The sequence below is a fragment of the Telluria sp. B2 genome (genome assembly GCF_051789535.1).
Taxonomy (GTDB): Bacteria; Pseudomonadota; Gammaproteobacteria; order Burkholderiales; family Burkholderiaceae_D; genus Telluria.
Genome location: NZ_CP196525.1, coordinates 1 through 14,196, shown reverse-complemented (window position 1 = coordinate 14,196; position 14,196 = coordinate 1). Strand labels below are relative to the sequence as shown.

The following is a 14,196-nucleotide window of genomic DNA, read 5'->3' as shown; positions in this document are numbered from 1 at the left end:
TCCAATAGTGTGTTTGCTTGACGTGAACAGCTTTACAATCTTGTCATCCCCTTAATGGCAGATGCTCGAATCCACCATGGCCCACATCCACCCTGCCGGCTGGCGCGAAATGTCCGTGACCGGCAGCGCCGCGCGCGAAATCGAAACGCTGGCCTTCCTCGAGCAGCGCCTGTCCGATACGCCCTATGTCATCTACCACGGCGTGCACTGGACGAATGTCGAGCAGGGCTTCTCGGTGTACGGCGACGTCGACTTCATCATCCTCGCGCCGAACGGGCGCATGCTGCTGATCGAGCAGGTCGCGGGCTTCCTCAACGAGACGCGCGACGGCATGGTCAAGAACTACCAGGGCAAGCCGAGAAAGATCCGCAACCAGATCCTGCACACCATCGAAGGGCTGACCCGGCGCTACCAGGGCGAGCTGTCGATCGACTATTTGCTGTACTGCCCCGACTACATCGTGCGCGACCCGCAGCTGGCCGGGATCGACCCTGCCCACATCATCGACTCCACCCGCAAGCGCCGCCTGGCCCAGGTGATCCGCGAGGCGCTGCCGATCACGGAGAAGACCGAGGACTTCGACAAGGTCACCCGCTTCCTCGGCGACACCCTCAGCCTGCGCCCCGATCCCAGCGCGATGATCGGCTCGGCGGTGCAGATGGTGACGCGCCTGTCGGGAGGCCTTGCCACCTGGGCGCGGCGACTGGAGTTCTCTCCGTTTCGCCTGCGCGTGGTCGGCACCGCCGGCAGCGGCAAGACGCAACTGGCGCTGGCCGAGTACACCGCCGCGCTCGACGCCGGCCTGCGCCCGCTCTACGTCTGCTTCAACCGCCCGCTGGCCGACCACATCGAGCGCCTGGTGCCGGCCGGCGGACGCGTCGCCACCTTCCACATGCTCAGCGACGCCTACATGCGCGCCCAGGACGTCACGCCCGATTACTCCTCGCCCGATGTGTGGGACAAGATCGAAGGCGCGCTGGCGCAGGCCGCGCTGCCGGAAACCTGGCAGTTCGACGTGCTGATCGTCGACGAGGGCCAGGATTTCTCGGTCGCCTGGCGCGACATCGTGCTGGGGATGCTGAAGGAAAACGGGCGCGCGATCTGGCTGGAAGATCCCGACCAGAACCTGTACGGCCGCGCCATGGTGCCGCTGCCCGGCTGGGTGGTGCTGCATTCGAACACCAACTTCCGCAGCCCGCGCCAGATCGTCAGCATGCTGCAGTCGCTCGGCGCGGCGCGCCAGCCGGTGGAGGCGGGCAGCCCCTTCAAGGGCGCCGACATCGAGGAGCTGACCTACCCGGAAGGCGACGTCGAAGCCATGCTGGCCCAGACCCGGCGTGCCGTCACGCTGTGCCTGCAAGCCGGCTTCCAGCGCCAGGACATCGCGATCTGCTCCTACCGCGGCCGGGAGAAATCCGCCATCCTGAACCTGGATAAGCTGAGCGACGCCCACACGCTGCGCTCGTTCACGGGCGAATACGACTTGTTCGGCAACCCGGTGTTCCGCGAGGGCGGGCTGCTCGCCGAGTCGGTCTACCGTTTCAAAGGGCAGAGCGCGCCTTGCCTGATCTTCACCGAGATCGATTTCGAGCAGATGGATGACCTGGTGCTGCGCAAGCTGTTCGTCGGCATGACGCGGGCGCGATTGAAGCTGGTGCTGGTGATGAGTGACCGGGCCGCGTTACAGATGCTCGATCGCAGCGAGGAGATGCGGCTTTGATCACGGGTGTGGCGATTACCTGGTGAAGTGAGGCTGGAGAGCGTCCAGTAGTTCGGGTGGGAGTTCGTTCTTGTCGATATATTGATTGCGCAGTTCGGTGCGCAGCTTGGCCGCCCCACCGAAGGCGCGTTCCAGTCTTTTTGCGTAATCCGCCGCGAGCAGCTTCAGGATGGGTTCGGTTATGTACTCGTCGAACAGCCTCGCATCGAAGGTGTCGCGTATCTGTTCAAGGGTAGTGCATGCGCCCCGGTCCGTGAAAAAGATGAGGCCAGCACCACCAGTTGTGAATCCGGGCTTGCCTTGTGTGTTTTTGGAGATGGCGTACCCGCTCGTGGCGTAATACATCCTGCCCGATGGGTCCTGGGCCTGCGCGTAGATAAACCAGACATTTCGCCAGTCTTCGTTATCGACCATGTATTCGCAGTTGGCGATTGCTTGTCCGGGTAAAGGATCGAACTTGACCTTGGCTGCTTCATAACGCAGACCCAGCACCGGTTCGCTCAGGATACGCGGTGAAGGCAGTTCGGCAAGCGCGCCGCAGCTGGCAAAGGATAGAACGCTTGCGGCAACGAACCGGTTAAGGACGGTAGAAGGCATGGCTTGGCTTGTGCTTTCGGTATTGAGGACCGGACCAGAAGTCCCTCTGGATGAAATCGGAGATCCAATGCGTGCCGTCGAAGCCGGCAATGTGACCAGATTTTCCTCTGCCGGCATGAGGCTGAATGACGACGATGTCTCCCTTCATGAACTTGTATGTGGCCGGATTCTCGACCGTGATTTCGCTGAATCCGATTCGCCTTAAGGTCGGGCCGTAATCTTTGGCATGTTCTGGATGGGCGCCCAGGCGCATTCCACCGGCCTGAAGTGCAAGGCGGACGTAGAGCGCACACTTGCCCAAGCTATGCGGCTCAGCCTTCTTGCGCAAATGCTTCGCGAATTTGTCGATATCCAGCCGCATGATTCAACCTATGCCGCCACCCGGTTCACCGCCAGATCCCATCCGCCCAGCGTGCTGCCGTTCACGCCGCCGCCGATCTTCTGCTGCGTGTACTTCCATTTCACCTTCGAGAACTTCAGGCACAAGTTTTCCGTCATCCCGACACCCGGCTGGACACCCGGCTTGCACATCCCGATCAGCACGTTCTCGAGGTCGATCTCGAAGTACTTGATCGGCTTGCCGTCGCCGTCCGCGCGCATGAACTCGAACTTCGCCCGGGGGATGGTCTTGCCCATCGCGCAGTACTGCAGCAGCAGCGGCGTCGACAGGTCCGTCACCTTGGAAACCAGGATGTCGTCGAACTCGGCGCGCTCCGCGGTGTGGCCGCCGCCAGTGGAGGCGGTGGCACTGCGCGGCTGCGTGACGCCGAAGTCGACGTCCAGGCACTCGATCCAGCCCTTGTGTCCGTCGTCCTGGGACTCACCCTTGATCCCTTCAATTTGCAGGTATGCGTCGATTGCCATCATGACTCCATAGAAATTTCTTAGGGAAATTCTTGCCATTTCGCATAGAGCGTGCGGATTCATGCGATGGCCAAGGGAGATTGTGGGATGCAAGCGGCTGTGCAGGCTTATGCAGGCTCAATAGCCGGGCTGGGCGGCGCGCGCTGTCGACGTTGGCGCGATGGGGGAGGACGGCGGCGCTGGGCCGCCTGTCGGCAGTCCGGCTTACTTATCGGCTGTCCGCCGTGTTGCGCTCGACGGAGAGACTCGCCTCGGCCTTCGCCGCGCGCACGCAGTTGCGCCCCTCATGCTTCGCCTCATACAGCGCCAGGTCGGCCGCATGCACCAGCGTCTGTGCATGGTGGCCATGCGCCGGATACGAGGCGACGCCAATCGATGCCGTGGCGCCGATGCGCTGGCCGTCGTGCAGCACCTCGCCGGCCGCGATGAGCAGGCGCAGCGCATCGGCGCGCTTGATGGCGTCCTCGATATCGCATTCGGGCAGCAGCACCACCATTTCCTCGCCGCCCATGCGGCAGGCCACGTCGGCCGAGCGGATGTTCTCGCGCAGCGTCAGCGCCACCTTGCGCAGGATGGCGTCGCCGCCTTCGTGGCCATAGGTGTCGTTGATGCGCTTGAAGTGGTCGAGGTCGAGCACCAGCACGCTCAGCGGCGCGCCGCTGCGGCTGGACCGCGCCAGCTCGCGCTTCATGATTTCATCGAGGTAGCGGCGGTTGTAGAGCTGGGTGAGCGGATCGATGATCGACTGCTGGCGCAGCGACACGCGCAGCTTGACGTTGCTCAGCGCCAGGCCGAGCTGTTCGGCCACCTGGCCGATCCAGACGCGCTGGACCTGCTCGCCCCTGGCCAGTTCGTCGCCGGTGACGGTCAGGCAGCCGATGACGTCGCCCTGCGTGACCAGCGGCAGGCACAGGCGATCAACTCGGGTATCGACGGCGTGCCGGCAGGCGAGGCCGTCGCCATCGACGAACAGGTGCGGGCTGCCGCGCCGCAGCGCCCAGCAGTCGAGGGCCTCGATGGTTTCCGGCTCGGCTGCGAAATCCCCCCAGCCGGCCTTGCGCTCGAGCAGGTCGCGCGAGTTGTTGTACAGGTAGAGGCTGCCGGACAGCCCCGGCAGCAAACGCGGCAGGTAGCTGGCGATGATGCCGGCCGACTCGTCGACCGATTCCGCCAGTTCCAGCGAGTGCATCAGCTCGGCGCTGCGGAACAGCAGGTCGTTTTGCGAGGACAGGCGTTCGGCCGTCACTTCCGCCTGCCCGGCGGCCTGCTTGGCCTTCAGTTCGGCCGCGTTACGCTGGCGCAGCACGCGCTGGCCGGCCACCAGCATCGCGGCAAGGAACAGGATGTTGGTGATCGTGGCGAACAGGCTGGCGTTCGCTGCCGAGTTGGACGTGACCAGCAGCTGTTCGCCGAGCTCGTTGCGGCGCTTGGCGTAGATGGCGAGCTCGTCGCCGATCAGCTTGCGCAGCAGGTCCATTTGCGTCTTGCCGGTGCCGGTGGCGATGAGCGCGGCAGATGCAGCGAAGCCGGCTTCTTGGCGCAGGTTGATCGCTTCCTCGACGGTGTGCAGCTTGGCCGCCGTGGCATGCTCGATCGCCTCGACGCGGGCGGTCTCGGCAGGGCTCGTCATTTCCCTGCGCAGCGCGGCCTGGGTGGCGGGAATCGCGTTGACGGCGGCGTAATAGGGCTCCAGGAAGCGCTGGTTGCCGGTGACCACGAAGCCGCGCTGGGCCGTCTCGGCGTTGAGCAGCATCTCGAGCAGGGTGAGGTTCAGGCGCTCGGCTTCCGACGCGCTCTTCAGCTCGGCCACGACGACGTGGACCTGGCGGTTCACGATCATCGGGAGGGCCGCCACGGTGGACATGACGAGGATGATCGCGCCGGCGGCGACCTTGATCTTTGTTTCGAATTTCATTGGCAATCCAACGGCAACCCAACGGCCTTAGTGACGGGACATTGTGCACGGGAATACAGATGTATGAAGTCTGCGCGCGTGCATTCGGCCAGAGTAACACAGAGCAATTGCTCCCTGTGCCGACACAGCGCGGTCGTGCCAACTCGTCTATTGCGCGCACGGGAAGTTGCAAGCTCGGCTATGATTGCGGCCGGCCGGCAGTTTCAACAGCAGTCTTGCTTGGGTAACGTCGAGCGAATTGTTGAAGTGTGCAGGTGGAGTCGCGATGAGTGCAGCAGGTGCAGTGCCCGTTTCAAATGGCGCAAGTGATAAACAGTATGTACTGATTAATGTGCTGAAGGCGGTGGCGGCGCAGCTGATCGTGCTGCATCACCTGGCCTTCTATGGCCCGATGGCCGATCATGCCTGGCCGTTGGCGCCCGATCTGTTTAGCTGGCTTGCCGGCGATGCCCGAATTGCGGTGCAGGTCTTCCTCGTCATCGGCGGCTTCCTGGCCGCGAAATCCCTTTCTCCGCATGGCCTGCCCGGGCTCGATCATCCCCTGCGCGCGATCGGCCGGCGCTACCTCAAGCTAGCGCCGCCTTTCATTGTTGCGATGCTGTTGGCGGTGCTTGCCTCGTATATCGCGGGCGCGTGGATGACGCATGATTCGATCTCGGCGCCGCCGACCCTTTCTCAATTCAGTGCGCACGCGCTGCTGCTGCATGACGTGCTCGGCTACGAAGCCCTGTCCGCCGGCGCCTGGTATGTCGCGATCGACTTCCAGTTGTATGGGTTGATGTGCCTGCTGCTTTGGGTATTCGGCGGGGTGGGGCAGGTCCGCAAGTGGCGCTGGGTCATGCCAGCCGTGGTGGCCGCCGTTGTCAGCGCTTCGCTCTTCATGTTCAACCGCGATTCGGATTGGGATATCTGGGCGCCGTACTTCTTTGGGAGTTATGGCCTGGGCGCCCTGGCCTGGTGGGCGAGCGATCCGAAGCGGCGACCCGCGGCGATCCTGGCCTTGCTGCTCCTGATCGTCGTGCCGACGCAGTTGGCCCTGGCGGTCGATTTCCGTAGCCGAATCGCGCTGGCCTTCACCGTTGCTTGCCTGCTGCTCCTGTTCGGTCGTGAGAAGCCGGCCATGCTGGGTGCACGTGCGTCCTGGCTTGTGCAGATACTTGCGAAGACCTCGTATTCGGTCTTCCTGGTGCATTTTCCGGTTTGCCTTGTTGTGAATGCGGCTTTCATGCGCTTTGCGCCGGAGGCGCCGCATCTTCAGTTCATCGGTGTGGTGCTCGGATGGGCGGCCAGCTTGATTGCTGGCGCTGTGTTCCATCGTTGGGTGGAGGCGCCGTTGGGCCGTATGTTTGCCCAGAGACCGGGAACTGCCAAAACGCGAGCCTTGGCAGCGAAGGTAGGTTGAACGATATAGTGCCAATAAACGGCTAGCTGGGCAGTTTATCGATAGTTACGAAACATCTAGGCCGATAAACACATCTGTTTCCGATTGTATTGGTTCCGGTACTTCTAGGACCAAGCGTGGGATTTTCTCGTATAGCTCTAGTTTGAACTGGTCCCGTTCGTACGCGTAATGGCAGCGCCGGTGACAATTGGGGCAGAGCGCTACGGCGTTCGATGGCGTATCGGAGCCGTGACTGGCCAAGGGCATGACATGATGGACCTCCAGATATGGTAAGCCGTCCTGTCCTAAAAACGGAGCCTTGCAATTGCAACCTTCGCACACGCCATTCGCCAACTGCAGAACCCATGCCTTTACCGCTGGATCGCGAACGTAAGTAGTGATAGATCGTGTCTCAGTTACCGGCCTAATCGATCCGAGCGGCTTCTTGCCAATTTGTCGCCGACGAAGTTCGGCAACCTTTGCGTCAAGGGCCGCCAAATGGGATGTAGGCACGTAGGCGTTAAGAAAATCAATGCCGCTCGTCCTGAGCAGAGCAATCATTTTTTCTTTTACCGCGCTGCCGATGTTCCGAGCAGGCAGGTAGCCAGCGATCCACGGCATCTTCAGTTCATACAGCGCGGCGGAGATGTTTTGCATACGGAACTCGACGGAGGCCTTGGTCCGTGTTGCAAGAGGGCCTTCTCTTAACTGTCGATTAATTTCTGCTTTGCTGTATGGCTCTCCGTTCAGCTCGAAACGCAGCATTTGCAGGTAGGCCTGGACGGCGCTCGTCAGTTCAGCGTCGTTCCAAGCTTGGGAGCCCTGAGTGGTTTCTTGAAAGTTGGGCATGCGAAGTAGACCAGTCAACACCAGCTGAGTCTACTTTTTGTTCAATATCTTTTCAACAAAATAAAAGGCAAGGCGGTTACGTGACCATGCCGTTGTAATCGCCAAAAAAAACGCCGACCAAAGGCTAATGCCAGTCAGTTAAGCTGACTGGCATTTTTCATTGGAAATTTGGATCTGGGCTGTTTGACGACTCTTGGATAGGAGCGCGTTCGACGTTCGGGCAAGAGATAGGCGCGGGCCTGCTCGCGTAGCAATGCCAGGCGCCTGGGGAAGGTGCCTGGTGTCTGCAAGGGCCAGTGGTAAAGCGCAGTGGTGATGGCCAGGGCCAGCCATTGGAAGCTCAGGTACTGAGGCGTCACATGCAACTCGTCGGCCATCTGGGCCATTTCATGGCGCAGCAGGTTATAAGCGATGAGCATTCCCCACACTTCCTGACGTACCAGTTCGGGCAGTTTGCTGCGCAAGGTCGTCGCCTTTTTCAGCATGCTCTGCTTGATCTCCCTGAAGCCCAGTTCGATCTCCCAGCGCTGCACGTAGTGCGCGGCGATGTCGCGTGCGGGAAAACGCTGCGCGTCGCACAGCGAAGTAAGAAACTGGCGTGCCTGTCCGCCGACCTTGCATTCGATCAGACGGGCTTGCCAATGCGTCGGCAACCCAGGATGCAGCCTCTGCGCCCGCGGAGAAACCGGCAGGTGCACCAGATAGTCGCCAGGAGCAAACCGGTGCACGATTTCGTGGCGCAGCGGCGTTTTGGCGCGCATGAGCCAGTGTCTTTGTGTTCCGGCCTTTTGCCAGTCGAGCAGGAAAGCGGCCGAGAAATAGGCGCGGTCGAAGATCGTCAGGGAATCGTCCGGCACCGCCTGCATGAGCGGCGCGGCAAAACTGAGTTCGCCGGTACGATAATCGCCGAAATTGGCCGCGCGAATCAGATGCGTATAGGTGTCCATCAGGCAGACAGCGCGCAACTGCGGCCATGCACCACAGCCATGGGCGTTCGAGGGCCGGCCAAATTGCGCCAGGTTGGCTTGCGTGTCGGGCACTGACCAGACGACGCCATCGACGGCGTAAGTGCGCAGGCCATGAAACCGCTCCTGCTCGGGCACGGGGCAACTTCCCCAGCAACTGGCCAGGCGCTCGAACAGCCACGCCATCGGCGCTTCGCCCAGACGCTCACGACCGGCGACCGACGCGCTCGGAACCGGGGCGCACAGCGCCGGGCCGTCGGCAAGATCGAGTTGCTGCACGATGTGCCAGATCGGTTCATTACGAAACAGGGCCAGTCCGATGACCAGCCACACCATGCGCTCGGCGGGAAGCCGCCGGCGCCGCAGCGAAACCGTCCCGGTCTGGCGCAGGGCCTCATCGATCCACTCCGGCTCAATCAGGCTGGCAAAGCGCTCGAACTCATGCGGCGCCAGCTCAGCCGCATAGTCCAGGTCAAGTTGGAGAGCCATAATAAAAAACGGATTCACGTTGATCGTGAATCCGTTTTAGTTGCTGCAGCCAGCCGGTCAAGCGCTTAAGTGACTGGCATTAGACCAAAGGCCGGCGTTTTTGTCCTGAAGCGGTGATCGATCAAACGTCAATATTCCCCGCCTGCAACGCATTCGTCTCAATGAAGTTCCTGCGCGGCTCGACTTCGTCGCCCATCAGCGTAGTAAAGATCTGGTCCGCCGCAATCGCGTCCTCGATCTGCACCTTCAGCAGGCGGCGCACGGTCGGGTCCATCGTGGTTTCCCACAGCTGTTCCGGATTCATCTCGCCCAGACCTTTATAGCGCTGCTTGGTCACGCCGCGTTCGGCTTCCTCGCGCAGCCACTGCATGGCGGTGTGGAAGTCGGTGACGGCGAATTCCTTCATCTTTTCGCCTTCGCCGCGGCGGATGATCGCGCCTTCGCCCATCAGGCCCTTGAAGGTGGCGGCCGAGCCGGCCAGCACGCCGTAGTCGGCGCTCGCCACGAAGTCGGCGTCGATCTGGGTCACCTGCACGTTGCCGTGGCGGATGCGTTCGATGCGCAGGGCGTGCTTTTCGCTCAGCTCGTCCGAACGCACGCTCACCGTCACGGTCGGGTCGGCGATGGCCGCCGCCATTGCCGCGGCCGAGGCTTGCGCGTTGTCCAGCGTGGTCAGGTCCAGGGTCACGCCGCCGGCGACGATCGCGGTCAGCGCCGCGCGGTCGATCACGCGGGTCAGGCGCATCATGATGGCGTTGGCCAGGTTGTACTGGCGTACCAGCTCGGCCAGCGCTTCGCCGGTGATCGGGTCGGCGCCTTCGCGCGGAATCAGGGAGGCGGTGTTCAGCGCCACCGTCATCATGTAGCTCGCTTCCTCGACGTCGTCCTTCAGGTAGCGCTCGTCGCGGCCGGCCTTGACCTTGTACAGCGGCGGCTGCGCGATGTACACGTGGCCGCGCTCGACCAGCTGCGGCATCTGGCGGTAGAACAGCGTCAGCAGCAGGGTGCGGATGTGGGCGCCGTCGACGTCCGCATCGGTCATGATGATGATGCGGTGGTAGCGCAGTTTGTCGACGTTGAATTCGTCCGGGCCGATCGAGGTGCCGAGGGTCGCGATCAGGGTCGTGATCTGTTCCGACGACAGCATCTTCTCGAAGCGCGCCTTTTCCACGTTCAGCACCTTGCCGCGCAGCGGCAGGATGGCCTGGAACTTGCGGTCGCGGCCCTGTTTTGCGGAACCGCCTGCCGAGTCACCCTCGACGATGTAGAGTTCGGCCAGGGCCGGGTCGCGTTCCTGGCAGTCGGCCAGTTTCGAGGACAGGCCCAGCCCGTCCATCACGCCCTTGCGGCGGGTCAGGTCGCGCGCCTTGCGGGCGGCTTCGCGCGCACGCGCGGCTTCCACGATCTTGCCGCAGATGATCTTGGCGTCGTTCGGCTTTTCGTTCAGGAAGTCGGTGAGCGTCTTCGCTACGATCTCTTCGACCGGGCCGCGCACTTCCGACGACACCAGTTTGTCCTTGGTCTGCGACGAGAACTTCGGCTCCGGCACCTTCACCGACAGCACGCAGGTGAGACCTTCGCGCATGTCGTCGCCCGAGATCTCGACCTTGGCCTTCTTCGCCAGTTCGTTCTCGTCGATGTACTTGTTGATCACGCGCGTCATCGCCGCACGCAAACCGGTCAGGTGGGTGCCGCCGTCGCGCTGCGGGATGTTGTTGGTGAAGCACAGCACCTGCTCGTTGTAGGAGTCGTTCCACTGCATCGACACGTCCACCGAGATGTTCGTGCCGTTGTCCGACATGCGGTCGCCGGTTGCCTGGAACACGGTCGGGTGCAGCACGGCCTTGGCCTTGTTGATGTACTCGACGAAGCCGCGGGTGCCGCCCTCGAAGGCGAACACTTCTTCCTTGCCGGTGCGCTGGTCGCTCAGCTTGATGTTGACGCCGTTGTTCAGGAAGGACAGCTCGCGAATCCGCTTCGACAGGATCTCGTAGTGGAATTCGACGGTGGTGAAGATTTCTTCGTCGGCCCAGAAGTGGACTTCGGTGCCGCGCTTGTCGGTTTCGCCGATGACCTTGATTGGCGAGACTTCGACGCCGTCGCGGATTTCGATTTCGCGGTTCAGCGGGACGCCGCGCTCGAATTCCATCTGGTGTACCTTGCCGTTCTGGCGCACGGTCACGCGCAGCAGCTTCGACAGCGCGTTCACGCACGAGACGCCGACGCCGTGCAGGCCGCCCGAGACTTTATAGGCGTTCTGGTTGAACTTGCCGCCGGCGTGCAGTTCGGTCAGGGCGATCTCGGTTGCCGAGCGCTTCGGCTCGTGCTTGTCGTCCATCTTGACGCCGGTCGGGATGCCGCGTCCGTTGTCGGTGATCGAGACCGAGTTGTCCGAATGGATGGTGACGTGGATTTCCGTGCAATAGCCGGCCAGCGCCTCGTCGATCGAGTTGTCCAGCACTTCGAACACCAGGTGGTGCAGGCCGGTCCCGTCCGAGGTATCGCCGATGTACATGCCCGGACGCTTGCGGACTGCTTCCAGGCCTTCCAGAATTTGAATCGAGGCGGCGCCGTATTCGTCCGGCGTGGCCGGCGAGGAAGGCATTGGTTGAGTGTTCTCGGACATGGACTGCTTTCTCAAAAAACTGTGTATTCAGACTGCTCAGTTCGGGCCGCTTCCTGATTAAACAAGAGGCAGCCCGGGACGCGTTTTAGATACGCATCGGCATGACGACGTACTTGAAGTCGCCATTGTCGGGAATCGAGATCAGGGCCGACGAATTCGAGTCGCCCAGGGCGATGTTCACCTGGTCGCACTTCAGGTTGTTCAGCACGTCGAGCAGGTAAGTCACGTTGAAACCGATGTCGATGGAATCGCCGCCGTAGTCGATTTCGAGTTCTTCCACCGCCTCTTCCTGGTCGGCGTTGGTCGAGCTGATCTTCATGCTGCCCGGGGTGATGATGCAGCGCACGCCCTTGAACTTATCGCTGGTCATGATCGCGGCGCGCTGCAGCGAGCGCAGCAGTTCTTCGCGGCTGATCGTGAAGTCGTTCTTGTAGCCCTTCGGGATCACGCGGGTGTAGTCCGGGAACTTGCCCTCAACCAGCTTCGACACCAGTTCGATGTCGGCGAAGGTCAGTTTTACCTGCGAGGCGGCGATGTCCAGCTGGACGGTGTCGTCGCTTTCTTCCAGCAGGCGCTGCAGTTCGATGATGGTCTTGCGCGGGATGATGACTTCCTGGCGCTCGAATGCCTGCTCAGCCTCCACTTGGCAGAACGCCAGGCGGTGGCCGTCGGTGGCCACTGCAATCACCTTGTTACCGTCCAGCACCAGCAGCAGGCCGTTCAGGTAGTAACGGATGTCCTGCTGGGCCATCGCGAAGTGCACCATGTTGAACAGGTGCTTCAGGGTTTTTTGCGGCAGGGTGACGGACGCGTTGTGGCTTTCCGCGACCGAGACGGTCGGGAATTCCTCGGCGGCCAGGGTCTGCAGCGCGAAGCGCGACTTGCCGCTCTGGACGGCCAGGCGCTTGTTCTGCAGCGTCATCGTCACGTCGCCCGATTCCGGCAGGGCGCGCAGGATGTCCAGCAGCTTGCGGGCTGCCACGGTGGTGCCGGTCACGTCCGGGCCCGAACCGATGTTGGCGTGCGTGGTGATCTGCACTTCGGTGTCGGTCGACAGGAAGGAGACGCTTTCGCCGTCCTTGCGGATGAGGATATTGGCCAGAATCGGCATGGTGTGCCGACGCTCGACAATACCGCTCACGATCTGCAGTGGCCGGAGAAGCGTGTCTCGGGTGGTTTTGACCAGTTGCATAGTTATCCTCAGATGAGTTAATACAGTGAAATTGTTGCTACAGCACTATTTTGCCGTTTGTGTGAACCAAACACAAATTCAGTGGCTTCATGGCCATCGGTCCTCGTGCAACGCGTGGGCACGGGGCGCCCATCCTACATTTGACGGGCCGTAGGGTGGGCGCCCTGTGCCCACGCGTTTAACGAGCGTGAACACAGCCGGCCAACCCTTTATCCCTTCAGCGTTTGCTCCAATACGTGCAGTTCATGGTTGCACTCGGCATTCTTCTGGCGGTCCTGGGCAATCTTGCGCACCGCGTGCAGCACGGTGGTGTGGTCGCGTCCGCCGAACAGCTCGCCGATCTCCGGCAGACTCTTTTGCGTGAGCTCCTTTGCCAGGTACATGGCGATCTGGCGCGGGCGGGCGATGTTCGCCGGGCGGCGCTTCGAGTACATGTCGGCGACCTTGATGTTGAAGAAGTCGGCGACCGTCTTTTGGATGTTCTCCACCGAGATCTGCCGGTTCTGCACCGACAGCAGGTCTTTCAGGGCTTCCTTCACGATGTCGATCGTGATGTCCTTGCCGTGGAAGCGCGAGTAGGCCAGGATCTTGCGCAGCGCGCCTTCCAGCTCGCGCACGTTCGAGCGCAGGTGTTTCGCTACGAAGAAGGCGACGTCGTCGGACAGGGTCACGCCCTCGGACTGCGCCTTTTTCAGCAGGATCGCCACGCGCATTTCCAGCTCCGGCGGCTCGATCGCCACCGTCAGGCCGGAGTCGAAGCGCGAGATCAGGCGGTCATCCATGCCGGTGATCTCTTTCGGATAGGTATCCGAGGTGATGATGATCTGCTTCTTCGCCGCGATCAGCGCCTCGAAGGCATAGAAGAACTCTTCCTGGGTACGGCTCTTGCCACCGAAGAATTGAATATCGTCGATGAGCAGCATGTCGAGCGAGTGGTAGTAATGCTTGAAGTCGTCGAAGCCCTTGCGTTGGTAGGCGGTGACGACGTCGCGCACGTACTGCTCGGCGTGGATGTAGCGGATGCGCGCGCCCGGCTGGTCGGCCATGACCTGGTTGCCGATCGCGTGGATCAGGTGGGTTTTACCCAGGCCGACGCCGCCGTAGAAGAACAGCGGGTTGTACGAGACGCCCGGGTTGTTGGCCACTTGAATAGCGGCGGCGCGCGCCAGCTGGTTGGCCTTACCGGTCACGAAACTGTCGAAGGTGAGGTCTGGGTTGATGCGGCTCTGCTCGCGCTTGGGCGAGTTGGCGATGTTCAGGTTCGGCTGGGGTTCCGGCGCCGCCGAGGTCGGGCGCAGCTCGCCAGGCGCGTGGTCCGGCGCCGGGGCAGGGCGCACCTCGGGCTTTTTCGGCGCATTCTTCGGGTCGAGCACGAACTGCACCTCGACCGGGGCTTCCCAGTACTGGCAGGCGAGGGCGGTGATGCGGTTGGCGAACTGCGTCTTCACCCAGTCGAGCTTGAAACGGTTGGGCGCCGCAATGCGCAGCTTGCCGTCCTCGTAATCGAGCACGACGAGCGGTTTGATCCACGCGCTGTATTGTTGCGGCGTCAGCTCGAGCTCCAGCTGCGCGGAAGCGGTCTGCCAAAAGTTTTCCAT

Annotated in this window: 11 protein-coding genes; 2 read left to right on the top strand and 9 right to left on the bottom strand. The window is 62.0% G+C overall.

Annotation, left to right across the window (positions count from 1 at the left end; all coding sequences use genetic code 11):
• Positions 1–76 precede the first annotated feature (76 nt).
• Complete coding sequence (locus tag ACSUZJ_RS00055) at positions 77–1,720, top strand: ATP-binding domain-containing protein (RefSeq protein WP_499412213.1); 1,644 nt, start codon at positions 77–79, stop codon at positions 1,718–1,720.
• Positions 1,721–1,735: 15 nt separating this feature from the next.
• Here the strand turns inward: ACSUZJ_RS00055 and ACSUZJ_RS00050 are convergent, their stop codons facing one another.
• The 4 genes from ACSUZJ_RS00050 to ACSUZJ_RS00035 all read right to left on the bottom strand — a co-directional run bounded on the left by ACSUZJ_RS00050 (position 1,736) and on the right by ACSUZJ_RS00035 (position 5,096).
• Entirely contained in the window at positions 1,736–2,317 is a 582-nt protein-coding gene (locus ACSUZJ_RS00050) for a hypothetical protein (protein WP_499412211.1), read from the bottom strand.
• Positions 2,298–2,678 (bottom strand): hypothetical protein, encoded by a 381-nt coding sequence (locus ACSUZJ_RS00045; RefSeq protein ID WP_499412209.1) that lies wholly within the window; start codon positions 2,676–2,678, stop codon positions 2,298–2,300. The genes ACSUZJ_RS00050 and ACSUZJ_RS00045 overlap by 20 nt, the downstream gene beginning before the upstream one ends.
• 8 nt (positions 2,679–2,686) lie before the next feature.
• Positions 2,687–3,181, bottom strand: coding sequence for an Hcp family type VI secretion system effector (locus ACSUZJ_RS00040; RefSeq protein ID WP_499412207.1), 495 nt, complete (start codon positions 3,179–3,181; stop codon positions 2,687–2,689).
• Positions 3,182–3,389: 208 nt separating this feature from the next.
• Entirely contained in the window at positions 3,390–5,096 is a 1,707-nt protein-coding gene (locus tag ACSUZJ_RS00035) for a diguanylate cyclase (protein WP_499412205.1), read from the bottom strand.
• A gap of 265 nt (positions 5,097–5,361) precedes the next feature.
• Between ACSUZJ_RS00035 and ACSUZJ_RS00030 the strand changes: the two genes are divergently transcribed.
• Positions 5,362–6,498 (top strand): acyltransferase family protein, encoded by a 1,137-nt coding sequence (locus tag ACSUZJ_RS00030; protein WP_499412203.1) that lies wholly within the window; start codon positions 5,362–5,364, stop codon positions 6,496–6,498.
• Between the two features lie 45 nt (positions 6,499–6,543).
• On the opposite strand, the gene ACSUZJ_RS00025 is transcribed toward ACSUZJ_RS00030, so the two are convergent.
• The 5 genes from ACSUZJ_RS00025 to dnaA form a co-directional block, all read right to left on the bottom strand.
• Positions 6,544–7,326, bottom strand: a complete 783-nt coding sequence (locus ACSUZJ_RS00025; protein WP_499412201.1) for an HNH endonuclease — start codon at positions 7,324–7,326, stop codon at positions 6,544–6,546.
• A 134-nt stretch (positions 7,327–7,460) separates the two neighbouring features.
• Positions 7,461–8,798, bottom strand: coding sequence for an IS4 family transposase (locus ACSUZJ_RS00020; RefSeq protein ID WP_499409702.1), 1,338 nt, complete (start codon positions 8,796–8,798; stop codon positions 7,461–7,463).
• 103 nt (positions 8,799–8,901) lie between these two features.
• The gene (gyrB, locus tag ACSUZJ_RS00015) at positions 8,902–11,406 is read right to left on the bottom strand and encodes a DNA topoisomerase (ATP-hydrolyzing) subunit B (protein WP_499412199.1); all 2,505 of its coding nucleotides are present in this window, start codon (positions 11,404–11,406) and stop codon (positions 8,902–8,904) included.
• 85 nt (positions 11,407–11,491) lie between these two features.
• Complete coding sequence (dnaN, locus tag ACSUZJ_RS00010; protein WP_499412197.1) at positions 11,492–12,598, bottom strand: DNA polymerase III subunit beta; 1,107 nt, start codon at positions 12,596–12,598, stop codon at positions 11,492–11,494.
• A gap of 209 nt (positions 12,599–12,807) precedes the next feature.
• On the bottom strand, positions 12,808–14,196 hold the full coding sequence (gene dnaA / locus ACSUZJ_RS00005; protein WP_499412195.1) for a chromosomal replication initiator protein DnaA: 1,389 nt from the start codon (positions 14,194–14,196) through the stop codon (positions 12,808–12,810).